21 protein-coding genes, 1 pseudogene and 1 riboswitch are annotated in these 25,078 nt (G+C 65.7%); of the genes and pseudogenes, 12 read left to right on the top strand and 10 right to left on the bottom strand.

What is annotated here, in order from left to right:
* From ACVILH_RS00415 to asd, 5 genes are all read right to left on the bottom strand, one after another.
* The gene (locus tag ACVILH_RS00415; RefSeq protein ID WP_456711110.1) at nt 1–2,205 is read right to left on the bottom strand and encodes a xanthine dehydrogenase family protein molybdopterin-binding subunit; all 2,205 of its coding nucleotides are present in this window, start codon (nt 2,203–2,205) and stop codon (nt 1–3) included.
* A gap of 4 nt (nt 2,206–2,209) precedes the next feature.
* Nucleotides 2,210–3,226 carry an FAD binding domain-containing protein gene (locus ACVILH_RS00420; RefSeq protein WP_456711111.1) on the bottom strand — a complete coding sequence of 339 codons (1,017 nt, stop codon included), beginning with the start codon at nt 3,224–3,226 and terminating at the stop codon, nt 2,210–2,212.
* Complete coding sequence (locus ACVILH_RS00425; protein ID WP_456711112.1) at nt 3,223–3,747, bottom strand: (2Fe-2S)-binding protein; 525 nt, start codon at nt 3,745–3,747, stop codon at nt 3,223–3,225. Before ACVILH_RS00425 ends, ACVILH_RS00420 begins: the two co-directional genes overlap by 4 nt.
* A 111-nt stretch (nt 3,748–3,858) precedes the next feature.
* Complete coding sequence (locus ACVILH_RS00430) at nt 3,859–4,872, bottom strand: NUDIX domain-containing protein (protein ID WP_456711113.1); 1,014 nt, start codon at nt 4,870–4,872, stop codon at nt 3,859–3,861.
* Between the two features lie 102 nt (nt 4,873–4,974).
* Nucleotides 4,975–5,856, bottom strand: a complete 882-nt coding sequence (gene asd / locus ACVILH_RS00435; protein WP_456711114.1) for an archaetidylserine decarboxylase — start codon at nt 5,854–5,856, stop codon at nt 4,975–4,977.
* Nucleotides 5,857–5,894: 38 nt separating this feature from the next.
* On the opposite strand from asd, the gene ACVILH_RS00440 reads away from it, so the two are divergent.
* Nucleotides 5,895–7,556 carry an aminotransferase class III-fold pyridoxal phosphate-dependent enzyme gene (locus tag ACVILH_RS00440; RefSeq protein ID WP_456716831.1) on the top strand — a complete coding sequence of 554 codons (1,662 nt, stop codon included), beginning with the start codon at nt 5,895–5,897 and terminating at the stop codon, nt 7,554–7,556.
* Between the two features lie 508 nt (nt 7,557–8,064).
* Here the strand turns inward: ACVILH_RS00440 and ACVILH_RS00445 are convergent.
* From ACVILH_RS00445 to ACVILH_RS00455, 3 genes are all read right to left on the bottom strand, one after another.
* Complete coding sequence (locus ACVILH_RS00445) at nt 8,065–8,697, bottom strand: hypothetical protein (protein WP_456711115.1); 633 nt, start codon at nt 8,695–8,697, stop codon at nt 8,065–8,067.
* A 146-nt stretch (nt 8,698–8,843) separates the two neighbouring features.
* On the bottom strand, nt 8,844–9,533 hold the full coding sequence (locus ACVILH_RS00450; RefSeq protein WP_456711116.1) for a class I SAM-dependent methyltransferase: 690 nt from the start codon (nt 9,531–9,533) through the stop codon (nt 8,844–8,846).
* A 50-nt stretch (nt 9,534–9,583) separates the two neighbouring features.
* Complete coding sequence (locus ACVILH_RS00455) at nt 9,584–10,639, bottom strand: glycosyltransferase family 4 protein (RefSeq protein ID WP_456711117.1); 1,056 nt, start codon at nt 10,637–10,639, stop codon at nt 9,584–9,586.
* A gap of 354 nt (nt 10,640–10,993) precedes the next feature.
* On the opposite strand from ACVILH_RS00455, the gene ACVILH_RS00460 reads away from it, so the two are divergent.
* From ACVILH_RS00460 to ACVILH_RS00485, 6 genes and pseudogenes are all read left to right on the top strand, one after another.
* Nucleotides 10,994–11,692 carry a L,D-transpeptidase gene (locus ACVILH_RS00460; RefSeq protein ID WP_456711118.1) on the top strand — a complete coding sequence of 233 codons (699 nt, stop codon included), beginning with the start codon at nt 10,994–10,996 and terminating at the stop codon, nt 11,690–11,692.
* 261 nt (nt 11,693–11,953) lie between these two features.
* On the top strand, nt 11,954–13,591 hold the full coding sequence (locus tag ACVILH_RS00465) for a DUF4403 family protein (protein ID WP_456711119.1): 1,638 nt from the start codon (nt 11,954–11,956) through the stop codon (nt 13,589–13,591).
* 203 nt (nt 13,592–13,794) lie between these two features.
* Complete coding sequence (locus ACVILH_RS00470) at nt 13,795–15,006, top strand: ABC transporter substrate-binding protein (RefSeq protein WP_456711120.1); 1,212 nt, start codon at nt 13,795–13,797, stop codon at nt 15,004–15,006.
* Nucleotides 15,007–15,160: 154 nt separating this feature from the next.
* Nucleotides 15,161–16,318: pseudogene (locus ACVILH_RS00475) on the top strand (helix-turn-helix domain-containing protein); the annotation flags it as partial.
* A gap of 508 nt (nt 16,319–16,826) precedes the next feature.
* Nucleotides 16,827–17,567, top strand: a complete 741-nt coding sequence (locus ACVILH_RS00480; RefSeq protein ID WP_456711121.1) for a response regulator — start codon at nt 16,827–16,829, stop codon at nt 17,565–17,567.
* Between the two features lie 25 nt (nt 17,568–17,592).
* Entirely contained in the window at nt 17,593–18,978 is a 1,386-nt protein-coding gene (locus tag ACVILH_RS00485; protein ID WP_456716832.1) for an ATP-binding protein, read from the top strand.
* 68 nt (nt 18,979–19,046) lie between these two features.
* Here the strand turns inward: ACVILH_RS00485 and ACVILH_RS00490 are convergent, their stop codons facing one another.
* Both ACVILH_RS00490 and ACVILH_RS00495 read right to left on the bottom strand, forming a co-directional pair.
* Nucleotides 19,047–19,589: a PRC-barrel domain-containing protein gene (locus ACVILH_RS00490; protein WP_456711122.1), complete on the bottom strand. Its 543-nt coding sequence runs from the start codon at nt 19,587–19,589 to the stop codon at nt 19,047–19,049.
* Nucleotides 19,590–20,157: 568 nt separating this feature from the next.
* Entirely contained in the window at nt 20,158–20,436 is a 279-nt protein-coding gene (locus ACVILH_RS00495; RefSeq protein WP_456711123.1) for a hypothetical protein, read from the bottom strand.
* 431 nt (nt 20,437–20,867) lie between these two features.
* Between ACVILH_RS00495 and ACVILH_RS00500 the strand changes: the two genes are divergently transcribed.
* The 5 genes from ACVILH_RS00500 (at nt 20,868) to ACVILH_RS00520 (ending at nt 24,614) form a co-directional block, all read left to right on the top strand.
* Nucleotides 20,868–21,656 (top strand): transglycosylase SLT domain-containing protein, encoded by a 789-nt coding sequence (locus ACVILH_RS00500; protein WP_456711124.1) that lies wholly within the window; start codon nt 20,868–20,870, stop codon nt 21,654–21,656.
* A 77-nt stretch (nt 21,657–21,733) separates the two neighbouring features.
* Nucleotides 21,734–21,844: riboswitch (TPP riboswitch) on the top strand.
* Nucleotides 21,832–22,845 carry an FAD-dependent oxidoreductase gene (locus ACVILH_RS00505; RefSeq protein WP_456711125.1) on the top strand — a complete coding sequence of 338 codons (1,014 nt, stop codon included), beginning with the start codon at nt 21,832–21,834 and terminating at the stop codon, nt 22,843–22,845. It overlaps the preceding riboswitch by 13 nt.
* Complete coding sequence (gene thiS / locus ACVILH_RS00510; protein ID WP_456711126.1) at nt 22,836–23,033, top strand: sulfur carrier protein ThiS; 198 nt, start codon at nt 22,836–22,838, stop codon at nt 23,031–23,033. Before ACVILH_RS00505 ends, thiS begins: the two co-directional genes overlap by 10 nt.
* A gap of 203 nt (nt 23,034–23,236) precedes the next feature.
* Nucleotides 23,237–24,019, top strand: coding sequence for a thiazole synthase (locus ACVILH_RS00515; RefSeq protein WP_456711127.1), 783 nt, complete (start codon nt 23,237–23,239; stop codon nt 24,017–24,019).
* Nucleotides 24,006–24,614 (top strand): thiamine phosphate synthase, encoded by a 609-nt coding sequence (locus ACVILH_RS00520; protein WP_456711128.1) that lies wholly within the window; start codon nt 24,006–24,008, stop codon nt 24,612–24,614. The genes ACVILH_RS00515 and ACVILH_RS00520 overlap by 14 nt, the downstream gene beginning before the upstream one ends.
* Nucleotides 24,615–25,078: the final 464 nt, after the last annotated feature.

Genomic DNA, 25,078 nt, shown 5'->3' on the forward strand with positions numbered 1-25,078 from the left:
TCACCCCAGCAATTTGTCCAAGGTGATCGGCAGATCGCGCACGCGCTTGCCCGTCGCATGATACACGGCGTTGGCGATCGCGGCGGGCACGCCGACGATTCCGATCTCGCCGACGCCCTTGATGCCCATCTTGTTGATGATGCGATCCTCCTCGTCGACGAAGATGACCTGGATGTCGTGGACGTCGGCGTTCACCGGCATGTGATACTCGGCGATGTTGGCGTTCATGATGCGGCCGAAGCGGTGATCGATCACAGCCTCCTCGTGCAGCGCCATGCCGATGCCCATGACGACGCCGCCCATGATCTGGCTCGCCGCGGTCTTGGTGTTGAGGATGCGCCCCGCGGCCACGGCGTTGACGATGCGCGTCACGCGGATCACTCCGAGCTCCTCGTCGACCTTCACCTCGACGAAGATCGCCGAGTGGGTGTTGTGGGCGTGCTTGTCGTCGTCCTCGAAGTCCGCGCCGCGCTCCTTCTCGATGCGATCCTTGCCGCCGTGGCGCATGACGTCGGACATCGGCACCGACCGGCTGCGATCCGCGATCGCGACAATGGCGCCGTCGGCCAAGGTGACCTCGTCGGCCGTCAGCCCCTGCAGCGGCGAGTCCGGCATGGTCTGCGCGATCTGCGACAGCTCGGCGCGGATGTCGTCGGCGGCATTGACGATGGCATGCGAGATCGAGGCGGCGGTCCATGAGCCGCCCTCGACCGGCGCCTTTGGCAGGGTGGAATCGCCGAGCTTCACGGTGATGCTGTCGAGCGGCACGCCCAGCATGTCGGCGGCGACCTGCGCCATGATGGTGTAGGTGCCGGTGCCGATGTCCGAAGTCGCGCTGGCCACTTCGACATGGCCGTTGGCGGTCATCACGATGCGCGAAGCGAACGGCATCTGCATCGCTTCCCAGGCGCCGCTCGCCATGCCCCAGCCGACCAGCTCGCTTCCGTCGCGCATCGAGCGCGGCTCGGCGCTGCGCTTCGACCAGCCGAACGCCTCGGCGCCCTGCTGATAGCATTCCTTGAGCCGCTTGCTGGAGAACGGCAGGTTCTTGTCCTGGTCGCGATCCGTGTAGCAGCGCAGCCGCAGCTCCAGCGGGTCCATCTTCAGCGCCACGGCAAGCTCGTCCATCGCGCATTCCAGGCCATACACGCCGCTCGCCGCACCCGGCGCGCGCATGTCGCCTGGTGTCGGCACGTCGAGCTTGGCGAGGCGGTGCGTCGCGCGCGACGTCTCGGAGGTGTAGAGCACGTCGCCCCAGCCGATGTCGTTGCGCGAGAACGCCTCGTGCTGCGACGTCATCGAAATGGCCTCATGCGTCAGCGCCGTCAGCGCGCCGTCACTCGTGGCGCCGAGCGCCAGCCGCTCGATTGTCGCGGGGCGGTAGCACAGGCCGTACATCTGCGCGCGGCTGAGCACGACGCGCACCGCGCGCTTGAGCTTGAGCGCTGCCATCGCCGCCAGCGCGACCTGGAACTGCGGCCGCAAGCCGGAGCCGAAGGCGCCGCCGACGAACGGCGACATCACCTGGACGTCGTCCTCCTTCAGCTCGAATACGCTGCAGACATAGCGCTGCACGTTCTGCACGCCCTGGGTCTTGTCGTAGACGACGAGCTTGCCGCCGTCCTTCCAGAGCACGGTCGAGCCATACAGCTCCATCGGATTGTGATACTCGATCGGCACGCCGTAATCGGCATCGTGACGCACGGGCGCGCCGGCCAGCGCCTTGGTCGCGTCGCCGCGCGGCTTGACCGGCTTGTCGACCTTGAAGGCCTGCTCGCGCTTGGCATGCAGATCGGTCGCGAACTCCTCGGTGTGATAGCGGACATTGACCAGCGTCGCGGCGAAGCGCGCGGTGTCCTCGTCCTCGGCCACGACCAGCGCGACCGGCTGGAAGTTGAAATGCACGCGGTCGTCGTACAGCGGACGATAGGGCGAGCCGTCCTCGGGCGCGACCTCATCGCGGTAGCCGTCGTCCTTGTCGGCCATGCGGACGCGGTTGGTGTGGGTCAGCACGTCGATGACGCCCTCGACCGCACGGGCCCGGCTGGTATCGATGCTGACGACGCGTCCCCTGGGGATCGTGGAGCTGACCACGACGCCGAAGGCGAGGTCTGGCGCCGAGAACTCGGCGGCGTATTTGGCGGCGCCCGTGACCTTCGCGCGGCCGTCGACGCGGGAGGTGGCAGTGCCGATGTGAGCGGTCATGAGATCACCAGATGGTCTTGATGGATTGGATCTGCGGCGTGCCGTTGGCGGCCTGCGTCAGCGTGCGGACGATGGCGCGACGGGCGAGCCGCGGCTTGAAGGCGTTGTGTCGCCGCGGCTTGGCGTCCTGGAGCAGGATGTCGGCCGCGCGCTCGAAGGTGGCGCGCTCCGGCGCCTGGCCGCGCAGCGCGGCCTCCGCAGCCTCGTTGCGCCACGGCTTGTGGGCAACGCCGCCGAGCGCGAGCCGTGCGTCGCTGATGACGCCATTGTCCAGCTCGATCGCCGCAGCGACCGAGACCAGGGCGAAGGCGTAGGACAGGCGATCGCGGATCTTGAGATAGCTGTAGTTGGCGGCAAAACCCTGCGCCGGCAGCTCGATCGCGGTGATGATCTCGTCGGCGCGCAGCGTGTTGTCGAGATCGGGCCGGTCGCCGGGCAGACGGTGGAAATCGGCAAACGCGATCGTGCGCTCGCCCTGCGGGCCTGCGACATGCACCGTGGCTTCCAGCGCGGCCAGCGCCACGCACATATCGGACGGATGCGTCGCGATGCAATTTGCGCTGGTGCCGAGGATCGCGTGATTGCGGTTCAGGCCGTCGATCGCCGAGCAGCCGGCGCCGGGCACGCGCTTGTTGCAGGGCGTGGCGACATCGTAGAAATAGGCGCAGCGGGTCCGCTGCAGCAAATTGCCGCCGGTCGAGGCCATGTTGCGCAGCTGCGCCGAGGCGCCGGCCAGGATGGCGCTTGACAGCAGCGGATAGCGGCTCTCGATCAGAGGGTGATAGGCCAGCGTGCTGTTCGGCACCAGCGCGCCGATCCTGACGCCGCCGGCAGTCGTCTCCTCCACTGCGTTCAGCGGCAGGCGGCTGATGTCGATCAGGCGGCGCGGCTGCTCGACGTGATACTTCATCAGGTCGATGAGATTGGTGCCGCCGGCGATGAATTTTGCATCGGGGGTATCGGCCTTCAGCCTGACGGCCTCCGCGACATCGCTGGCGCGTGCGTAGTCGAAGCTGTTCATTGGCCGCCTCCGATGGTCGGCTTATTCATGGCCTGCTCGATCGCGCCGACGATGTTCGGATAGGCGCCGCAGCGGCAGATGTTGCCGCTCATCAGCTCGCGGATCTCGTGCTTCGTCTTCGCCCTGCCCTCGGCGATCAGGCCGACGCCGGAGCAGATCTGCCCCGGCGTGCAATAGCCGCATTGGAAGGCGTCGTGATCGATGAAGGCCTGCTGCAGCGGATGCAGCTCGTCGCCCTTGGCGAGGCCCTCGATCGTGGTGATCTCGGCACCGTCCTTCATCACCGCGAGCGTCAGGCAGGAGAGCGAACGGCGGCCGTCGATCAGCACGGTGCAGGCGCCGCACTGGCCGTGATCGCAGCCCTTCTTGGTGCCGGTGAGATCGAGATGATTGCGCAGGAGATCGAGCAAGGTCGTCCAGGGCGCCACCGACAGCGTGCGGCTTTCGCCATTGATCCGCAGGGTGACGGACAGCGGGGCGGGTTTGGTGAGAGATGCGGCACTCTCGCGCGGCGGGCTCATGCGGGGTCTCCGTTGACGGACCCGCATCAACCCGCAATGGCGCGAATGGTTCTCAGCAATTTTCGCGTGGCGGACAGAAGGACTAGCGGCAGGCCGCGGGGCCCCTCAGGCTCAGGCCGCCCGGCCGAGCCAGGCCCGCATCTTCTGTGCCAGGCTGCGACGCCCGCCGCTGTCCGGCGCGTCACTGGTGGCGATGGCGCCGTCCTGCAGCTCAACATCCGTGTCGGGCTTCAACGCGTCCGCGCTTTGCTGGCCGTACTCAGCGACCGGCTCAGCAGCCGACGGCACGAGCGATTTGATTGCGGCGGCGACGGCCTCGACGCGTTCGAGATCCGCCGGCACACGCTCGGGAGCCGCAGCCTCGGGCGCGGCCACCGGCTCCGTTTGCGGCGGCAATGCCGCCTCGGCCGCAACCGGTTCGGAGCCATCCAACGCGGAGCTCGCATCGAGCGCCGGTTCGCTTGAGATCTCCGGGATCGCCTCCATGACCTCGACGGCCGGCGGGATCGCCTCGACGGGCTCGACCGCGGCTGGCGCGACAGGCAGCTCGGTCGGCGCGGACTGCGGCGCCGCGCGGCTACGGCGCTTTTTGGCAACCGCGGGCTTCTCGGTCGAAGGCTTTTCGACGGGTGCTTTCTCGACCGCAGCCTTTTCAACCACCGCCTTTTCAACAGCGGCTTTGGGCTCCTGCGCCGGCTTGGCCTTGGCCTTGCGGATCAGACCGGCCAGCGCATAGGGGCCGACCGTCTCCAGAAATGTCTTCTCGTGATCGCGCGACAGGCGCTCGACCGCCGCATCCAGCGGCAGCCAATCGACGGCGCGGACGTCGTCCATCAGCGGCTGCGTCTGCGTGCCGCTCGCTTCCATCCGCCAATAGTGCACGACCTTGGAGCGCGTGCCGGTGTCATAGACCAAGGTGCCGAGGAATTCATGCACGGTCACCTTGTGGCCGGTCTCCTCCAGCACCTCGCGCTTGGCTGCATCACGCGGCGTCTCGCCGTCGTCGAGCTTGCCCTTCGGCAGCACCCATTCGTCGCGCTTGCGCAGGCGCACGACCGCGATCCGCGGCGGTTGCTCCCGCCGCAGCACAATGCCGCCTGCTGCCATGATCGGCACTCTCGCCATCGCCTCTCCCACACCACCGGGTTGCAGCCCGTTGATTCGCCAGTTCAACGCCAGGATATGGGCAGGCGCAACGGTGAAATCGAGATGGCTGTCGTGCCGACGTCACATTGAACCTTCGGCGACGCGCCTGCGCCACAGTGGTTGGCCAGCACGGACGCGCGCGCCTTCCGAGATCCCTTCACAGAACGTGAAGTCACCGGGCGCGAGCAGGATGATCGTCGAGCCATGCTCGAACCAGCCGAGCTCGTCACCCTTCTTCACCGGGTTGTTGCAGACGTAAGACAGAGGCCGTTCGGTCTGCGCATTCAACACGCGATCCAACGCATGCAGGCGGATGCTCGCGACCAGGATCGCGGCGACCGGCACGATCGTGAACGGCTCGCCTGTTGCAAGATGGGTGCGGATCACGGCGCGCTCATTCTTGCAGAACAGCCGCTCGACGCGCTTCAACGCAATCGGATTGACGTTCCAGACGTCGCCATGGATCAGGCTGACATGCTCGAGCGTCATATCCGCCGGCGCGTGGAAGCGGTGATACATGCTCGACGTCAGCCGGATCGTGACGAAGCTGCCGTTGCGATGGGTCTCGACGACGGCGGGGTCCGCAACCAGATCCTTCAACGAGTACGGCGCGCCCTTGATCTGATACATCTCGCCGTCGCGAATCTGGCCGTGCGCGCCGATGATACCGTCGGAGGGCGTGGTCACGATAGCGGGATCGGGATCGAACGGCCTCTGGCCCGGCTTCAGCTCGCGGGTGAAGCAGGCGTGCAGGCTCTTGAACTCGCTTTCTTTGGCCTCGGAGAGGTCGAGGTCGGAGAACAGCTTCCACAGCGCGATGGAGGCGTCCTTGACCAGCGGGTTCTCGATCTTGGAGAACCAGCCCATGAAGCGGGTCAGCGTCGCACGCGGCACGCGGTTGGTGAGCAGGAAGTTAAGATCTTCCTGTTGGGTGAAGGAGGCGATCAGGCTTTTGATTGTCATGAATCTGTCAGCAGGTGGGGTTAGCGCTTTTGGACATGATGGAAACCTCGATTCCTTATGTATCGCTCGCCGTTGGCGCTGCCGTGACGGCCGCCGTCGCCCCGAAGGTCAAGGCCCGCATCGAATTGTCGCGCGCCAAGCACCGCTCGCTGGCCGGCCATTCCAAGATGTCCCGCCGGATCTCCAAGCTGATCCCGCGCTATGAGTTCGACATCGACGACTTCTTCCGCTCCGACGGCGCGCCGCAGGCGATCGCCACGCAGCGCCAGGACGGCTTCTTCCGGCTCGGCGCGCTGTTCCAGGAGAAGTTCGCCAAGAGCCGTGCGCTGACCGCGGAGGCCGCGAGCCGCATCTCCGATTTGCAGTTCACCCAGGCCTACCGGGTGCCGTTCCAGTACAGCAGACTGGTCAAGGAGCAGCTCGGCGCCGGCTCGTTCATGCAGTCCTCGTCGGGCGTGACGATCACCGATCTCGACGGCAACCAGTTCTACGACCTCACCGGCTCCTACGGCGTCAACATCTTCGGCTACGACTTCTACAAGGAGTGCATCGCGGCCGCCGAGCGGCGCGCGCAGGCGCTCGGCCCGGTGCTCGGCCTGTATCATCCGGTCGTCGCCGACAATGTGAAGCGGCTGACCGAGCTGTCCGGCATGGACGAGGTCTCGTTCCACATGTCCGGTACCGAGGCGGTCATGCAGGCGGTGCGGCTCGCCCGCTACCATACCGGCCGCTCGCACCTGGTGCGATTCGCCGGTGCCTATCACGGCTGGTGGGGCGACGTGCAGCCCGGCGTCGGCAACCCGATCGCGCCGCACGAGACCTACACGCTCGCGGAAATGTCCGAGCGAACCTTGCACGTGCTGCGCACGCGGCGCGACATCGCCTGCGTGCTCGTCAATCCGCTGCAGGCGCTGCATCCGAACAGCAACGCGCCCGGCGATTCGGCGCTGGTGGATTCCTCGCGCAAGGGCCGTTACGACCGCGAGGCCTACACGGCCTGGCTGAAGCAGCTCCGCGAGGTGTGCACCGAGCGCGGCATCGTGCTGCTGTTCGACGAGGTCTTCCTCGGCTTCCGGCTCGCGCCCGGCGGCGCCCAGGAATATTTCGGCGTGAAGGCCGACATGGTGACCTACGGCAAGAGCCTCGGCGGCGGTCTGCCGATCGGCGTGGTCTGCGGCAAGAAGCAGTATATGCGCCGCTTCCGCGACGACCGCCCGGCCGACATCTGCTTCGCCCGCGGCACCTTCAACTCGCATCCCTACGTCATGACGGCGATGGACGAGTTCCTGAGCCGGCTCAACAGCCCGAACTTCCGCGCCATCTATGACGGCCTCGACGACACCTGGAACGGCCGCGCCGCGCAGCTCAATGCGGAGCTCACGTCTAAGGACCTGCCGGTGCGAGTGTCCAACATGCAGTCGATCTGGCTGGTCGAGTACACCGTGCCGTCGCGCTACAATTGGATGCTGCAATATTATCTGCGCGCCGAGGGCCTGGCGCTGAGCTGGGTCGGTACCGGCCGCTTCATCTTCAGCCTCAACTACACCGACGCCGATTTCGCCGAGGTCACCAAGCGCTTCGTCGCGGCCACCGAGAAGATGAAGCAGGACGGCTGGTGGTGGAACGACGGCAGCCTCACCAACAAGGCGATCAAGCGCCAGATCCTGAAAGAGATGCTCGGCGCCGCCTTCGGCCGCTGAGGCCTCTCTCACCCTCCCCTGGAGGGCAGGGTGATCGCATACGACGATCGGAGTTTGGCGCTGGTCCATCTCCACAACGTCATGGCCGGGCTTGTCCCGGCCATCCACCACGTCGTTCGGCATCCTGAGAACGACGTGGATGCCCGGGACAAGCCCGGGCATGACGGAGAACATCATCGGCAGCATCGTTCGCCGAGACAGCTTTGCACGTCCATAAGCGATAGCCCCGCCCTGGAGGGGGAGGGTCGCCTTGCGGGGCGCGCAGCGGCACGTGAGGCGGGGTGGGGTGATCTCCCCGCATTCACCGGCGCGCGCGGACAGATCACCCCACCCCGACGCCCGCTGCGCGTGCGTCGACCCTCCCCCTCCAGGGGAGGGTGGCACTGCCCTCCTGGCTCCGTGCGCGATTGATCTCACTTGCGCTTCCTGCAAGACACTGACAGTCCCCCACAAACACCGATGCCCGGGACTGGCCCGGGCATCGCGACGTTTCAGACTTCAAGCCAGCTCAGGCGTGCTGCTCTTCGAGGCCTTCGTTCATCAGATGCAGGCCCGGATCGATCAGTTCGCCGCGCAGCAGCGCCAGCGGAGCCGAGCGGTACTGCATGAAGTCGTTGAACGGGTCGGTGATGATCTTGGTCATCCAGACGAGGCCGGTCTCGACGTCGCGGATGAAGAACAGCTGAACGGTGCGGAAGACAAGACCGCCGATGCCGATGACCAGCCACAGCTTGGCGGTTTCGCGGGCGAAATCCATCGCCGTGGTCCAGGGCGACAGCAGGCCGAAGAAGGTCGGCTGCAGGTAGAGCACGACAGGAGCGGCGGCCCAGATCGACATCAGCACGACCTTGCGCTGCAGATTGTAGCCGACCTTGATCTCTTCCTTGTGCTCGTGGGTCGCCTGGTTGACGTGGTCATAGCCCTTCGGCTCGAAGAAGAAGTGACCCGCCTGGCGCGAGGTCATCGACACCAGCCAGCCGATCAGCGCCGACATCAGCGGGTCGAACACCATCATGACATAGGCGATCAGGAAGCTGAGCGCGCTGACGAAGTGCAGGCTCTGATTGATGCGGCTGTGGTGATAGTAGCGGTGGTCGTCCCAGCGCTGGATCCGCAGCTGCTCCAGAAAGTTCTTGATCATGGTTGCTCCGAAGAATGAGTTGCAGGTCGTGTACAGGGATTCGATGTAGTTCGTGTGACATCATCAAGATGTCACACGAACGGACGCAAGGAAACGTCGAAAACTACGGGGAAGGCCGCGCGCAGCGGTAGGAGGCTGCCGCGCCCTCAGGCGGCGGCAGCGAGATCCATCTTGCGGAAGCGGACCAGCGAGAAGTGGCCGAGCGGCGGAATCAGGCGGCGCTCCACCAGCTCCATGCGCTGCGCGCCGGCGAGCCAGCGCATGTAGCGCGACCAGCCGAACTCGGCGGTGCGGAAACCGAGGCGGCGGACCACCGGCTGCAGCGCCTGCTCGATGACGCGGCGCAGACCGTCATCGGCGCTGACGCGGGTCAGGATGATCAGCTCGCCGCCCGGACGCAGCACGCGGGCGAACTCGTCGAGCGCGACCTCCGGATTCGGCACGGCGGTGACGACATATTGCGCCATCACGACGTCGAAGGAATCATCGGGAAAATCGAGGTTCTCGGCATCCATCACCGCCAGACCCTCGACGTTCTTCAGCCGCTGGTCGGCGACGCGGCGCATCGCCTTGCCGAGCATCGCCTCGGAGATGTCGGTGCCGAATACGCGGACATGCGGCGCATAGAGCGGCAGCGAGATGCCGGTGCCGACGCCGACCTCGAGCACGCGGCCGCCCATCTTGTTGGTGGCTGCGATCGCGGCCTTGCGGCCCTTCTCGAACACGCCGCCGAACACGAGGTCGTAGATCGGCGCCCAACGGTCATAGGCCTGCTCGACCTGCTCGCGATCGAAATCGAGCTCGCGCGTACCATCGAGCTTCATGGTTTCTGCCATCTTTACTTCTCGCTACTTTTGAAAGTGATTTGTTGACGCGATAGTTCCTGTCAGCCACGCACCACGCTCTCGCCGGCCACGACCGGTGCGGGACGGATGATGCGGGACGGCTGGAGAACGGCGAGATTGCCGATGAACTGGCGCGCGCTGTTCTCCCAGGAGCGGTCGAGTGCGAAAGCCCGGCACGTCTCGCGCGACATCGTCAATGCCTTCAGGCAGGCCGCGCGCAGATCCCAGTCGATCGCGCCGATCGGATGATCGGCAATGACGTCGAGCGGCCCGGTGACCGGGAACGCCGCCACCGGCGTGCCGCAGGCGAGCGATTCCAGTTGCACCACGCCGAACGTATCGGTCAGGCTCGGGAAGACGAAGACGTCCGCGGCGGCCATATGCGCCGTGAGGTCCTTGCCCTTCTTCTCGCCGAGGAAATGCGCCGTCGGGAAGCGGCGCTCCAGCTCCGCCTTGGCCGGACCATCGCCGACCACGACCTTGGAGCCCGGCAGATCGAGCGACAGGAACGCTTCGAGATTCTTCTCGACCGCGACGCGGCCGACAGACAGGAAGATCGGTCGCGGCAGATCGAGCGTAGCCGGCTCATCGGGATTGAACAGCTTGGTGTCGACGCCGCGGGTCCAGAAGCCGAGCTTCTTGAAGCCGCGGCCCGCGAGCTCCTGCCGCAGCGAATTCGTGGCAACCATCGTCATCGCGGCCGCATCGTGGAAGCGGCGCATGACCCAGTAGCCGACGGCATCGGGAATGCCGGTGCGCACCGAGACATATTCAGGGAAGCGCGTCGTGTAGGACGTCGTGAACGGCAGGCCGTGGCGCAGGCAGTAGCGCCGCACCGACCAGCCGATCGTGCCTTCGGTCGCGATATGAATGGCGTCGGGCGCAGCCGCCTCGATACGACGAGCGATCTCGCTCGGCTTGGGAATCGCAAGGCGCAGACCCGGATAGGTCGGCACGCCGAACGACGGAAAGCCTTCCGGCGTGAGGAAGGTGATGTCGGCGCCGAGACCGGCAGCCGCCCGCGACAGCGATGTGAGCGTGCGCACCACGCCATTGACCTGCGGGTGCCAGGCGTCGGTAGCGATTAAGATCCGCATAAGGCGATCCGGAGAGTTGCAGCGATTCTGAACAGCCGCAAATTCCGACATTGTTATTTCAGGCGTGTGACGTCATCGAACTGTCGAAGGTGTTTTTGCCTGCCTCGGGCCGTTTTCCCCGCGATCTGTGGCGCAATCGCGCGGGCGCTGTCGTGAAACCGTCATGAAACAAACGGTTAAGCCGACGAAACCGTTTTGCCGGCACCGCGCAAACGCAGCGAAACTTTTCTCCCTTATGAGTTGCAGCATCGGGCGCTCGTCCAATGCGCCAAAACAATGATGACAGGCAGCTGATTTCAACGGTGCCGATCGGGATGACCGGCACGGCGTCAAATAATCAAACAGGGGACGTCCATGCTCACCTCAGGCAAAATCCGTTCATCCTCCCATATTCTGCTTGGCACGCTGATCGCCGGCGCCATGATGGCCGCCACCCCGACACACGCAGCGCCGCCCGCGCCGCTTCCCTTTCCGTTCCTGCTGCCGCCGCCGGTCGCGACCTATGAGCCGCCTGCGGCCGCGCCGCAGATCATCGATCCGCGCGAGGACGAGGCCACGGACTATGAGCTGCCGGCGCGGCTGCGCCGCCAGACCGTGAGCTACGCGAGCCGCGAGGCGCCCGGTACCATCGTGATCGATACACCTAACAAGTACCTTTACTACATCCTCGGCAACGGCCAGGCGATGCGCTACGGTATCGGCGTCGGCCGCGACGGCTTCACGTGGTCGGGCGTGCAGTCGGTGACGAAGAAGGCGGAGTGGCCGGATTGGACGCCGCCGCCGGAGATGATCGCACGCCAGCCTTATCTGCCGCGCCACATGGCCGGCGGTCCCGGCAACCCGCTCGGCGCCCGCGCGATGTATCTCGGCGGCACCGTCTACCGCATTCACGGCACCAACGCGCCCGAGACGATCGGCACCCATGTGTCGTCGGGCTGCATCCGCCTGACCAATCAGGACGTGATCGACCTCTATTCCCGCGTGAATGTTGGCGCCAAGGTGATCGTGCTGCCGATGGAGCGCCGGGCCGATCTCGGCCGCGTGACGCGCTGACGGGCGCGCCCACTCTCTTCTCCCATCCCCTTTTCGGATCCTCCCTGACTGGACCGCCGTGGCCGCATACGCCCCGGCGGTCACTTCTTTGCGTGCCCTGCCCCATTCACCATCACGGCCGATTGATGGCTCCCGGCTCCGCCGGCTGCCCTGGCGCGCCTCTGTCCGGCCCTGTAAGCTCGGCAATCTTGTATTAACCGCGTTTTCGCCCGCGCGCGGCAGCAGCCGGCACGCGGGCGGCTGGAGTCCGTGGAATCCGACATGAACCTTCCGACGCCCCGACCGGATTGGCAGGGCAAGCCTCACCCGCTCGCCCCGAGAATGCAGCCCCCGCCGCGGCGCTCGCCGCCACGGCTGCGGCTGATCCTGATCGGCGCTGCCGGCGTCGCTGCCATCGTGCTGATCGGCATCATCGCGTGGGAAGTCTTTCTGTTCTCGGGCAGCACGCCGGCGCCGCAGCTCACTCAGCTGCCGCCGCTGCCCCCGGCCACGCGCAATTCGATCATGATGGCGCCGGTCTCGATCTCGCTCGGTGCCATCCGGGACGCGGCCGAGAAGGCGACCCCGCGCAATTTCTCCGGCAAGGCCGATAATCCCGTCAGCCAGATCCTGCAGAACGCCGATATCGGCTGGACAGTCAACCGCGGCGCCATCGCCGCGACCGGCACACAGGATACGCTGTCGCTGGCGACGCCGCTGTCGGGCCGGCTGAATGTCACGGGCTCGCTGTCCTCGAAGGCCACCGGCGCGATCGGCGACGCCCTCGGCGGCCTGCTCGGCTCCGATGCTGCGAAGCAGATCGGCGGCATCAACATCAAGAATCTGAACGCCACCGCCGACATCAAGGGCAACGTCCTGATCGCGATGCGGCCGCGGCTCGCCAGCTCCTGGTATGTCGAGCCGAACTTCTCCGCCCAGGTCAATCTCGGCGACACCGCGCTCACGGTGGCCGGCGCCCGGGTCAACGTGCCGGCGCAGATGAAGCCGGTCATCGACAAGACCGTCAACGATCAGCTCGCCGTGCTCAGCGACCGGCTGCGCAAGGACCCGACGATGAAGCGCAACGCGCAGGCGCAATGGGCCCGCGCCTGCCGCTCGGTGCCGCTGCAGGGCACCGCCCCCGGCCTGCCCGCCGTCTGGCTCGAGATCAAGCCGACGCGGGCGCTCGCGGCCCAGCCCGTGATCGATTCCAACACAGCCAGCATCACGATCGGCATCGAGGCGGAAACGAAGGTAACGGCTGCGGAGACCAAGCCGGTGTGTCCCTTCCCCGAGAAGCTCACGATCATTCCGCCGACGGCCGGCGGCATCAACGTCGCCGTTCCGATCGACGTGCCCTTTACCGAGCTCAACAAGCTGGTCGATTCGCAGCTCGCGGGGCGGACCTTCCCCGAGGACGGCTCCGGCCCGGTGGCGGTGACCGTGAAGCACGCCACCGTCGTGCCTTCCGGCAACCGGCTGCTGATCTCGCTCCAAGTCAAGGGCAAGGAGAAAGAGAGCTTCTTCGGCCTGGGCGCCGATGCGACGGTGCACATCTGGGGACGGCCGATGATCGACCAGGCGCAGCAGATCCTGCGTCTCTCCGACCTGCAGCTCGCCGTCGAATCGGATGCCGCCTTCGGCCTGCTCGGCGCCGCCGCCCGCGCCGCGGTTCCCCATCTGCAACGCGCCTTGATGGAGCGATCCGTGATCGACCTCAAGCCGTTCGCCGACAATGTCCGCGACAAGATCGCGACCGCGATCGCCGAGCTGCAGAAGAACGAGAACGGCATCCGGGTCGATACCGACGTGAACAATCTGGCCCTGACCGACATCGCCTTCGATGCCACCACGCTGCGCGTGATCGCCACGGCCGAGGGCACCATGACCGTGCGGGTGAATTCGCTGCCGCCGCTCTAAAGCGTGATCCGCAAGACGTGCGCAGCGGCATTCCGAAAAGACCATGCGCAACAACAACGTAAAGCGCGATGACGATCCATCCTGATCTCATCGCGCTCTCGTCTGAAAGCTTTCGCAACCGTCCCATGCGCCGACTTGCTTTGCAGCACGCAGCAAGGCGGCTACAACTCTCCCACTAACAACAACAATCTCGGGAGAGACATATGAGACCTTCGGCGCAAGCCGCCGCTGCAGCCATCGCGCTCGCAGCCCTCTGCGGAACCGCATCTGCCCAGACGATCTCGGATGATATCGTCAAGATCGGCGTCCTGACCGACATGTCGAGCCTGTATGCGGACGCCACCGGCAAGGGCTCGCTTGCGGCCGTGCAGATGGCGGTCGAGGATTACGGCGGAAAGGTCAAGGGCAAGAAGGTCGAGGTGGTCTCGGCCGACCACCAGAACAAGCCCGACGTCGGCGTCAACATCGCCCGCAACTGGTACGACAATGAAAAGGTCGATGCCATCTTCGACGTGCCGACCTCCTCGGTGGCGCTGCCGATCTCGGCGCTGACGCGCGAGAAGAACAAGATCCACATCAATTCCGGCGGCGGCTCGTCCGACATCACCGGCACGCAATGCTCGCCGAACACGGTGCACTGGACTTACGACACCTATGCGCTGTCCAACGTCGCCGGCAAGGCGATGGTCAAGCGCGGCGAGGACACCTGGTTCTTCATCACCGCGGACTACGCCTTCGGCCAGGCGCTGGAGCGCGATGCCGCCAACGTGGTGAAGGAGGCCGGAGGCAAGGTGCTCGGCGACGTCCGCCATCCCCTGAACTCGTCCGACTTCTCGTCCTTCGTGCTGCAGGCGCAGGCGTCGAAGGCCAAGGTCGTGGGCCTGGCCAATGCCGGCGGCGACACCCAGAACGCGCTGAAGCAGGCCGCCGAGTTCGGTCTGGCGCAGAGCGGCCAGAAGATGATCGCGCTGCTGATGGAGATCACTGACGTGCATTCGCTCGGGATCAAGTCGACCTCCGGCCTGATCGTCACCGACGCGTTCTACTGGGACATGAACGACGAGACCCGCGCCTTCTCCAAGCGCTTCAACGACAAGGTCGGGCATATGCCGACCATGATCCAGGCCGGGCTCTATTCCGCGACCATGCATTACCTCAAGGCGATCGAGGCAATCGGCACCGACGAGGCACCGAAGGTGATGGAGCAGATGCGCGCCATGCCGGTGAACGACTTCTTTGCCAAGAACGGCAAGATCCGCATCGACGGCCGCATGGTCCACGACATGTATCTGTTCGAGGTCAAGAAGCCCGAGGAGTCGAAGAGCGACTGGGATCTCTACAAGCTGATCGCCACCGTCCCAGGCGACGAGGCCTTCCGCCCGCTCGACAAGGGCGGCTGCCCCCTGGTGAAGTAGGAAGAGCTCCTTGTCGCCGCAGTGAGACTGCGCAATACAGTGCCCTCTCCCCCTGTGGGAGAGGGCATCGCCGGGTCCAAACCGGCTACATAGGTGACAGAACAAACCGACGACATGGGTGACAGGTTGAGGTGATCGGCAGGAGGACTTGCCGATGGGCTGGAAGGAAACCTGCGCTGTGGACGAACGGATGCGTTTTGTGTTGGCAGTTGAAGCGGGAGAGAAGTCGTTTGCGGCACTCTGTCGGGAGTTCGGGATCAGCCGGCAGCAGGGCTACAAGTGGTGGCACCGCTACCAGGAGGAGGGTTTGGAGGGTCTGTTCGACAGGTCCCGAGCGCCTTTGCATCACCCCCAAGCAATCTCGGGGAAGATCGCCGAGCTCTGCCTCGAAGTCCGACGGGCTCATCCGACCTGGGGACCAGCGAAGGTACGCGCCTTTCTCAAGCGGAAGCGGCCCAGCACGACATGGCCCGCGGCCAGCACGATCGGAGCGCTGTTTGACCGCGAGGGTCTCACGGTGAAGCGGAAGATTCGTCGCCGCAGCCCTCCTTCGAGCTTTCCATTTGCCGATTGCGAGCAAGCCAACGATGTCTGGTGCATCGACTTCAAGGGCTGGTTTCTGACTGCGGATGGCACCCGTTGCGAACCGCTCACGCTGACGGACGCAGAGAGCCGCTGTCTGCTGCGGTGCCTGCCGTTGCAGCGTACCGACGGTGAGCATGTCTGGCCCGTGCTGGATGCGGCATTCCGCGAATTTGGCCTGCCGCTGCGGATGCGATCGGACAATGGCGCCCCCTTCGCATCACAGGGTGCGGGCGGGTTGTCGCGGCTATCGGTGAAGCTGATCAAGGCCGGCGTCACACCGGAGCGCATCACGCCCGGCAAGCCGCAGCAGAACGGCCGCCACGAACGTATGCACCTGACGTTGTTGCAGGACACCGCGAAGCCGCCGGCCCGAACGTTGCGCGAGCAGATCAAGCGCTTTCAGAGCTTCCAGCGCATCTTCAACGAAGAACGGCCGCACGAGGCTCTCGACAACGCAACGCCAGCCGAGCGCTATCGTCCCTCGCCGCGCGCCTATCATGGCGTGCTGCGCTCACCCGAATACGAAGCGGACAGGGATGTCCGGCGTGTTCGCCACAATGGCGAGATCAGGTGGGGCGGCGAAACGATCTACATCAACCAGGCGCTCGCGGGTGAGCCGGTCGGCCTCTTGGAAACCGAGACGGGCTGGACTGTGAGCTATGGACCCGTCCTGCTCGGTACCATCGATCCAAAGAAGCACCTGCTCAGGCCGCCGAAGCGAAAGCGCCGTGGACTTGTGGACAACGCTACGCGTTGCCCACAGGGTCCACAGCGGCAAACGCAGCAAAAACCACAACAATTGAAGATCTGAACAAAACGAGAATTGTGTCAACTATGTCGTCGGTCAGATCTGTCACCTATGTCCCCGGTTGCTCAGCCGGCTCATCCAATTGCTCGGTTGGGTGAGGGGTCTCTCTCAACGAGCACACGCGTGGAGAGAGACCCCTCACCCAACCGAATCTGCTCCACCTTCCTACATGCCCTCTCCCACAAGGGGAGAGGGCGCAATAACAACCATTGCATGGTTCTACATTCCGCCGGGCACTCCCAGGTAGCCCGATGCAGCCGCCTCCCACCACAGCACCTCTGCCCTCCGTATCGCGCTTGACGCCCCCCCATCAAAGCCGCAACACGGGGTGTAGACGGTGTCCGCGCCTTGCCGGACGTTGCCGCTCAGGAAACATTCCGTAACAAAAAATTTCGCAAAAGGCCGCGATTCTAGGTCAATTGAAACCATGGCCCAGACACAACCCCACATCCTGGTCGTCGAGGACGACCGCGAGACGCGGACGCTGATTGCGAAATATCTGCGCAACAATGCCTGCAACGTGACGACCGCGACCGACGGCCGCGAGATGACCCGGATCATGGGCGATCACCGCATCGACCTCCTGATCCTCGACGTGATGCTGCCCGGCGAGGACGGTCTCACTCTGTGCCGCAAGCTGCGCGCGGAATCGCAGGTGCCGATCATCATGCTCACCGCGCGCGGCGAGGACGTCGATCGCATCCTCGGCCTCGAGATGGGCGCCGACGACTATCTGCCCAAGCCGTTCAATCCGCGCGAGCTGCTCGCGCGCATCAACGCCGTGCTGCGCCGGCAGGCGGCGGCGATGACCGCCAGCGCCACCGAAGGCGCCACCGCGCTGAGCTTCCTCGGCTGGAGAATCGATTTCCGCCTGCGCGAGCTGCGCAATCCCGAAGGCGCGCGCGTGGCGATGACCAGCGCCGAGTTCGATCTGCTGCGCACCTTCTGCGAGCGGCCCGGCCGCGTGCTGTCGCGCGACAGCCTGCTCGACCTGACGCAGGGCCGGAGCGCCGGCTCGTTCGAACGCTCGATCGACGTTCTGGTCAGCCGCATCCGCCGCAAGATCGAGCCGGATCCGCAGGAGGCCACGATGATCAAGACGGTGCGGTCCGGCGGCTACATGTTCACGCCTGTCGTCGAGGTGGTGACGGCGCCGCAGAGCCATTGACCGGTCGAATCGGGACAGGCGCGTGATGACGTCGATCGGCTTTCTCAACCTGAAGGGAATCCGCGGCCAGATCACGGCGCTGGTGGCCATCTCGATCGTGGCGCTGCATGCCATCATCACGGCGGCGTTCCTGATCTATCGCGCCGAACAGCCCGAGCAGGAGAACGAGGCCGGGCCGTTCCAGCTCACGACCGCCATCCGCATTCTCGGACGTGCTCCGACCGACGAACGGCCGCGGCTGATCGCCGATATCGCGCGCGCCTATCCGGAATTTCAGCTCACCCCCTACACCGGGCCAGAGCCGGCGGATGCCGGCCGCTTGCGTGAGGCACAAGGCGCCGACGCTCGCCCCGTCCCACCGGACATCTCCGAAGGGCGGCCGCACGGTCCAGGCGGCTTCCGTGGACTTGGCCCGGGCTTCCGTGTCTTCATGCCGCCACCGGGCTCGCCTGTGCGCCACGTCATCTTCACGCTGCCGGACGGCGGGATGGTTTCGGCCCGGATGACCGACCGGCCGCACCGGCCGCCATTCTGGGGCGCTCCCTGGCTGACCACGATCATGTTCGCGCTGATCAGCATGACCTTGCTCGGCTTGTGGGCCGCACGCGCGCTGACATCGCCGCTGTCGAGCTTCGCCAAGGCGGCCGAGAATTTCAGCCTCGATGGCGACGCTCCCGCGCTGCCCGAGCGCGGTCCTGAGGAGATCCGCTCGCTGGCGCGCGCGTTGAACCGGATGCGCCAGCGCATCACCGCACTGATGAACGACCGCACCAAGATGCTGGCGGCGATCAGCCATGACCTGCGCACGCCGCTGACGCGCATGCGGCTACGCTGCGAATTCGTCGAGGATGAGCTGCAGCGCAGCCGCATGCTCGCCGATCTCGACCAGATGCATGCCATGCTGGGCTCGGTGCTGTCCTTCCTGCGCAACGGCCGCAAGCTGGAGCCGATGACATTGGTGGACATTGCGAGCATCCTGCAGCTCGTCGCCGACCAGTTCGCCGATGTCGGACACAATGTCGGCTATGTCGGTCCGGCGCATGCCATGGCCACCGTCCGGCCGGACGACCTGATGCGCTCGGTGACCAACCTGGTCGAGAATGCCGTCAAATACGGCACCGAGACCATCATCCGCCTGACCGTCCAGGGCGAGAGACTCGTCATCGATGTCGAGGACAATGGGCCCGGCATCAGCGATGCGCGCAAGCCCGACATGCTGGAGCCGTTCGTGCGCGGCGATGACGCCCGCAACATGGACGAAGCCACCGGCTTCGGCCTCGGCCTGTCAATCGCGAAGGCGATCGTTCAGGCCCATGGTGGCGAGTTGTCGCTGCACGACCGCACGCCGAGCGGACTGATCGCGCGCATCGAGCTGCCGCTCAGCAGGTCGCATCTTCGCCCGGCGGCATGACGCGCGAACGCGCCCGGACGAGTCCGGGCGCGCCGCATCCAGATAGTCATCGCGTGGCCTGAGGCCGATTACTCCGAGTACTTGAACTCGGGCATCGACTTCAGCTGGTCCTTGCTCGCATTGATCATCGCGTGGTCGGGATACCAGCGGCTCTTCGACGAGCTCATCGAGGACGACGACGAGGTGCCGGTGGCGGCGCCGGTCGTGGTGGTGGAGGCCGGCGGCGTGGTCGACGAGGTCGTGCCGGAGGCCGGAGCGTTGGAGGCGGTGTTCGACTGCACCGGCTGATCCGAGAACTTCACCTGGTCGAAGGAGACGGCGACGAGGTGCTCGCCCATGCCGAGGAAGCCGCCGACGCCGATCACGACGCCCTTGACGTTGCCGCTCTTGTCGACGAGCAGATCGTCGATCGAGCCGACATTCTCGTTGTTGTTGTTGTAGACCTTGACGCCGACCAGCTTCGAGCTGCGCCAGTCACCCTGATAGGACGCCGCGGTGGTGTCGCTCTTGATCGTGGTGCTGGTCGTGGTGGTGGTGCTCTCGGCGGCGAAAGCCGCGGTCGCGAGCAGCAGGGAACCGGCAAGGCCGGCCGCAACAGTCTTCATCACCATGTGGTGTCTCCTCTCAGTGAATGGTGACGAGAGAACGACACCGGCCATTCCGCGTTCCGCCGGAACCACGATTTCGTCATGCTGCGCGACAAGCGGTCTCAGTGCAGCGCGGCACTGTTACTTTGTGACAGTTCGAGGTGGATGTGTTGACGGGCAGGCAATCTGCTCACTGCGAGGACGGTGGGCCCCCTCTCCCCGTTCTTCACGGGGAGAGGGTTGGGGTGAGGGGCAGCCGCACGGGAAGTGTTTGTAAGAGACACATCTCCAAGCGCGACGGTCTCACCGCGAGCATCGAGATCTTCTCGAGATCAAGCCTCGTTCTGAAAGTCCGCCGGAGCGTGCGTCCAGATCAACATGATCGCAGCGATGCCGCTCCAGGCGACCACCTGACGTCATGCCTTTGCGGGGGGGTTCGGGTCTTGTTGTTAGATGCAAACGGGCCGGCGGAGAACAGACGCTTCTGCTCAACGAGCACTTCCCGTGCGGCTGCCCCTCACCCCAACCCTCTCCCCGTGAAGAACGGGGAGAGGGAGCCGAGCGTCAGAGCGGCGAAGAGCTCGCGATCAACCTACGCCGCCAGCGCGCCGTCTTCGTCGACCGCTTCCGCGTAGAATGCGATCGTCTCGTAGCGATAGTCGCAGAGCCGGCAGTGCCAGAGATAGGAGGTGCGGCGGCCGTCCTTCTCGACCCAGGAGGGCAGCGCGATCGGCTCGCCGCATTGGGCGCAGGGATTGTTACGTGGCAGGTCCAGCACGCGCACGCCGGGCAACGTGCCGTCGAGCCCGCGGAAGTGAATGTCGGCTGCCTTGATGCCGTCTACCTTGGTGTCGGTTGCCTTCACGGCCATGACGCGCTCCCTCTCTGTTCAGGCTTCTGATGAGCCAGATTGAATCAGTCAGGCTTGCTGTCGAACTGACGCGATCGATGATAGCTGCGCGCGACCTGATTTGCACGCGCCCGGATGCCGCGCGACATCCAACCTCACGCAGTTGAGATCGGATCGGTTCTGTCGATTCCCGCCGATACCGACGGCGGGCCGCCGCGCCCTCCTTGCAGCCGGTGACGGCTGGCGATGTCATCGGCAAGACACTTTCGGCAGCAATCAATGGGAGAGCAGCCTCCTCCCGGGCCGTCCCGTCATCCGGGACCGCCCGGAGCATCCCGCCCGAATTTCGCCATATTATCGCCCGGCCTTTGCACCAATTACGGTGTGCAAAGTGTCAACGCGTGCTTGGGGGGCTGCTCGGCACGCGCACGGTTCCCGGGGGATCCTGACTGATGAAACGTCTTGTGCTGACGGCCTGCCTGGCAGGCTTTGCGATGGCTGGCCACCTGCCGTCCGTCCTGGCGGCCGAGGATGCGAACGCCGCATCCGACGCGAAAGCCCGCTCCGGCAAGGTCAAGCTCGCCCATGTCCGCGCCGACAGCATCAAGGACCTGGCCGCACGCAGCGCCGTCACCAAGACCGCGCGCGAGGTCGAGGCGATCGAGGCGGTCAGCAGCGCCGATACCGGCGAGCCGATGGATGCCAATGCCGCAGCGCCCGCCGACGATGCCGTGCCGGCCGATGCCCCCGCCGCCGAGTCGCGCGAGAGCGACCGCAAGGCCGCCGACGCCAAGCCCAAGCACATGAACACCGGCCATCCGCATATCGACGCGCTGGTCGCCGTGCATGCGGCCGCCAATAACATTCCGGAAGCGCTGATCCACCGCGTCATCGTGCGCGAGAGCAAATATCAGAAGGACCTGGTCGGCCGCTGCGGCTGCATCGGCCTGATGCAGATCAAGCTCGGCACCGCGCGCGGCCTCGGCTACACCGGCGACGCCGCCGGCCTACACGATCCCAACACCAATCTCACCTATGGCGTGCGCTACCTCGCCGGCGCCTACCGCGCCGCCCGCGGCGACCATGACCGCGCGGTGGCCTATTTCGCCAAGGGCTATTACGAGGAGGCCAAGCGGCAGCGCCTTGCCGATGCCGGCCCCGCCGGCCGGCCCGAGCGCGTCAGCGCCCCGCTCGACATCACGCCGAAGATCGCGACCTCGCGCCACGCCCGCGCGCATTGAGGGGGTTGGTTCCTAAGCCGTCCCGGATGTCTTTCCGTGACACTCCGTTGACACCGGGGCGTATCGGGCTATTTTAAGCGCGTTCCGAGGGGAGCTCCGAGGGGGAGCTGAGATACCGCACGTGATGCGGTGACCCTTTGAACCTGATCCGGGTCATGCCGGCGAAGGGACAGGGATGCAGCAGACAACGACCCGCGGGGATCGTCCCGTATCCATCATCGGCGCCGGTATTGCGGGCGCCTGGCAGGCCTTGCTGTTCGCGCGCGCCGGCCACGATGTGACCTTGCACGAACGCAGCGACGCCGCGCTGATGCTCTCCACCAGCCATTGGGCCGGCGGCATGCTGGCGCCCTATTGCGAGAGCGAGGTCTCCGAGCCGGTCATCAGCCGCCTTGGCCTCGCCTCGCTCGACATCTGGCGGCGCGAGATGCCGGAGACGCCGTTCAACGGCTCGCTGGTGATCGCGCATGCCCGCGACCGCGCCGATTACGACCGCTTCGCCCGCCGCACCTCCGGCTATCAGCGCCTCGATGCGGCTGCTCTCGCCGAGCTGGAGCCATCGTTGGAAGGCCGATTTCGCGAAGGCCTGTTCTATCCGACCGAGGGCCATGTCGAGCCGCGCCGCGTGCTGCCCAGGCTGCATCAGCGCATCGTCGAGGCCGGCGGCCGGGTGCTGTTCAACAGCAACGTCAGCGCCGCTGATCTCGACGGTCTCGTGATCGACTGCCGCGGCCTGGAGGCGCGCGACGCCGAGCCCGAGCTGCGTGGCGTCAAGGGCGAGATGATCCTGATCGAAACCTCCGAGGTGCAGCTTGCGCGCCCGGTGCGGTTGATGCATCCGCGCTTTCCGCTGTATCTCATTCCGCGCGAGGACAATCTGTTCATGCTCGGCGCGACCTCGCTGGAAGCCGAGGACACCGGCGTCAGCTTGCGCTCGGCGCTGGAGCTGCTGGGCGCCGCCTACTCCGTGCATCCAGCGTTCGGCGAAGCGCGCATTCTCGAATTCGGCTCCGGCCTACGGCCGGCCTATCCCGACAACCTGCCGCGCATCACCGTCAAGGGCGAGCGCGAGATCCGCGTCAACGGCCTCTATCGTCACGGCTTCCTGATCGCACCCAGCCTGGCGCAGGCGACGTTGAACTACGTCGCGCACGGCCAGATCGACAATGAGGTGATGCGATGCGCGTGACCGTCAATGGCGAGGCGCGTGACATCAATTCGACCGACGTCGCCGCGCTGCTGTCCGAGCTCGACTACGAAGGCACCCATTTCGCAATCGCGCTGAACTACGACGTCGTGCCGAAAAGCCGCTGGGCCGAGACGGCGCTGAAGGCGGGCGACGAGATCGAGATCATCACGCCGCGGCAGGGAGGGTGAGGATGCTCATGGAGCTCACGCTCTCGCCGCGCCCTCTGCTGTCGTCCCGGCGAACGCCGGGACCCATAACCACCGGCCGCGGTGATGGCGCCGGGTCTCTCCCCGCGTGCCTCAATGCAACACCTCGCGGTATGGGTCCCGGCGTTCGCCGGGACGACAGCTGTACTCGTGGCGACCACCGTCCGACATGACGGAGACAATCCATGCTGAAATTCTACGACAAGACCTTCGCCTCGCGCCTCCTGATCGGCACGGCGCTGTATCCCTCGCCCGCCATCATGCAGGATGCGATCCGCGCTTCGGGCGCGGAGATCGTCACGGTGTCGCTGCGGCGTGAGGCCGCCGGCGGCAAGACCGGCGATGCGTTCTGGAAGCTGATCAACGCGCTCAATGTCACGGTGCTGCCGAACACCGCTGGCTGCCGCAGCGTGCGCGAGGCCATCACCACCGCCAAGCTCGCGCGCGAATTGTTCGGCACCCCCTGGATCAAGCTCGAAGTGATCGGCGACAACGATACGCTCCAGCCCGACGTCGTCGGTCTCGTCGAAGCTGCGACGATCCTGATCAAGGACGGCTTCGAGGTCTTTCCCTACTGCACAGAGGATCTCACGGTCGCCACGCGCCTGGTCGATGCCGGCTGCAAGGTCGTGATGCCCTGGGCCGCGCCGATCGGCAGCGCCAAAGGCATCACCAACCGCGATGCCTTGAAGCTGCTGCGCGACCGCCTGCCCGACATCACCCTCGTCGTCGATGCCGGCCTCGGCGCGCCGTCGCACGCGGCCGAAGCGCTGGAGCTCGGCTACGACGCCGTGCTGCTCAACACCGCGATTGCCAAGGCCGCCGATCCGATCGCGATGGCCCGCGCCTTCAGGCTCGGCGTCGAGTCCGGCCGCATGGCCTACGAGGCCGGGTTGATGGACGCCCGCGATTTCGCCTCGCCCTCCACCCCTGTCGTTGGGACCCCGTTCTGGCATGCCGTATCCTGATCGCTTCTATCCCGTCGTCGACAGCCTCGCCTGGGTCGAGCGCCTGACGAAACTCGGCGTCGGCACCGTGCAATTGCGCGCGAAAAATCTCGACGACGGCCAGGCGCTGCAGATCGTCACCGACGCGCTCGCCATCACCAAGGGCACCGCGACCAAGCTGATCGTGAACGACTACTGGCGCGCCGCCATCGTCGCGGGCGCGCAGCATGTTCATCTCGGCCAGGAGGATCTTGCGGAAGCCGACGTCAAGGCGATCAAGGACGCCGGCCTGACGCTCGGCCTGTCGACGCATGACGATGCCGAATTGGAGACCGCGCTCGCGGCCAAGCCCGACTACGTCGCGTTGGGGCCAATCTTCCCGACCACCCTGAAGGCGATGCGCTTCGCGCCGCAGGGCATCCCGAAGATCAGCGTGTGGAAGCAGCGCATAGGCCAAATCCCGCTGGTCGCCATCGGCGGCATCAAGCTGGAGCAGGCCGCGGAGATCTTCGCCGCTGGTGCGGACTCGATCGCGGTCGTCAGCGACGTCACCCAGAACGCCGATCCGGACGCGCGCGTCCGCGCCTGGCTGGATGCAGCGAAGGAGCCGGCGTAATGCGCCCGCATGTTGCGAATGCGCCCGAGAGCGATTGTGCCCCTACGTCGCCTCGAAAGAGGTCGTTCCCTCCCCCCTTGTGGGGGAGGGTTAGGGAGGGGGGTAACTCCGGGGTCGGTGGGTGTGGCTCACCCCTCTCCCCACCCCTCCCCCACAAGGGGGGAGGGAGCCTGAACAATCTGCGCCCCTTACGTCCACGTGCGCTCGCGCCTGCGCGATGTTGCACGAAGCCGTTTCCGCAAACGCGGTGCGCCCCCTCCCCCTTGCGGGGAGGGGTTGGGGGTGGGGGTCCACGCGCACTGCTGTCAGTGAGAGGTCACATCCAGCAATCGCCTTCGTTGAAGAGCGGCTCACTCATCGGCACCACCTTCCGGGCACCCCCACCCCCGACCCCTCCCCGCAAGGGGGAGGGGAGCGCACTGCCATCGCCGCGACATCTCGCTTCAAAACGTACATCCGCTGCA

Source organism: Bradyrhizobium sp. USDA 4353, assembly GCF_054063215.1.

Excerpts from the sequence above, each read along its gene's own strand:
- ACVILH_RS00415 (WP_456711110.1), bottom strand. The coding sequence starts at position 2,205 with ATGACCGCTCACATCGGCACTGCCACCTCCCGCGTCGACGGCCGCGCG.
- ACVILH_RS00420 (WP_456711111.1), bottom strand. The coding sequence starts at position 3,226 with ATGAACAGCTTCGACTACGCACGCGCCAGCGATGTCGCGGAGGCCGTC.
- ACVILH_RS00425 (WP_456711112.1), bottom strand. The coding sequence starts at position 3,747 with ATGAGCCCGCCGCGCGAGAGTGCCGCATCTCTCACCAAACCCGCCCCG.
- ACVILH_RS00430 (WP_456711113.1), bottom strand. The coding sequence starts at position 4,872 with ATGGCGAGAGTGCCGATCATGGCAGCAGGCGGCATTGTGCTGCGGCGG.
- asd (WP_456711114.1), bottom strand. The coding sequence starts at position 5,856 with ATGACAATCAAAAGCCTGATCGCCTCCTTCACCCAACAGGAAGATCTT.
- ACVILH_RS00440 (WP_456716831.1), top strand. The coding sequence starts at position 5,895 with ATGGAAACCTCGATTCCTTATGTATCGCTCGCCGTTGGCGCTGCCGTG.
- ACVILH_RS00445 (WP_456711115.1), bottom strand. The coding sequence starts at position 8,697 with ATGATCAAGAACTTTCTGGAGCAGCTGCGGATCCAGCGCTGGGACGAC.
- ACVILH_RS00450 (WP_456711116.1), bottom strand. The coding sequence starts at position 9,533 with ATGGCAGAAACCATGAAGCTCGATGGTACGCGCGAGCTCGATTTCGAT.
- ACVILH_RS00455 (WP_456711117.1), bottom strand. The coding sequence starts at position 10,639 with ATGCGGATCTTAATCGCTACCGACGCCTGGCACCCGCAGGTCAATGGC.
- ACVILH_RS00460 (WP_456711118.1), top strand. The coding sequence starts at position 10,994 with ATGCTCACCTCAGGCAAAATCCGTTCATCCTCCCATATTCTGCTTGGC.
- ACVILH_RS00465 (WP_456711119.1), top strand. The coding sequence starts at position 11,954 with ATGAACCTTCCGACGCCCCGACCGGATTGGCAGGGCAAGCCTCACCCG.
- ACVILH_RS00470 (WP_456711120.1), top strand. The coding sequence starts at position 13,795 with ATGAGACCTTCGGCGCAAGCCGCCGCTGCAGCCATCGCGCTCGCAGCC.
- ACVILH_RS00480 (WP_456711121.1), top strand. The coding sequence starts at position 16,827 with ATGGCCCAGACACAACCCCACATCCTGGTCGTCGAGGACGACCGCGAG.
- ACVILH_RS00485 (WP_456716832.1), top strand. The coding sequence starts at position 17,593 with ATGACGTCGATCGGCTTTCTCAACCTGAAGGGAATCCGCGGCCAGATC.
- ACVILH_RS00490 (WP_456711122.1), bottom strand. The coding sequence starts at position 19,589 with ATGGTGATGAAGACTGTTGCGGCCGGCCTTGCCGGTTCCCTGCTGCTC.
- ACVILH_RS00495 (WP_456711123.1), bottom strand. The coding sequence starts at position 20,436 with ATGGCCGTGAAGGCAACCGACACCAAGGTAGACGGCATCAAGGCAGCC.
- ACVILH_RS00500 (WP_456711124.1), top strand. The coding sequence starts at position 20,868 with ATGAAACGTCTTGTGCTGACGGCCTGCCTGGCAGGCTTTGCGATGGCT.
- ACVILH_RS00505 (WP_456711125.1), top strand. The coding sequence starts at position 21,832 with ATGCAGCAGACAACGACCCGCGGGGATCGTCCCGTATCCATCATCGGC.
- thiS (WP_456711126.1), top strand. The coding sequence starts at position 22,836 with ATGCGCGTGACCGTCAATGGCGAGGCGCGTGACATCAATTCGACCGAC.
- ACVILH_RS00515 (WP_456711127.1), top strand. The coding sequence starts at position 23,237 with ATGCTGAAATTCTACGACAAGACCTTCGCCTCGCGCCTCCTGATCGGC.
- ACVILH_RS00520 (WP_456711128.1), top strand. The coding sequence starts at position 24,006 with ATGCCGTATCCTGATCGCTTCTATCCCGTCGTCGACAGCCTCGCCTGG.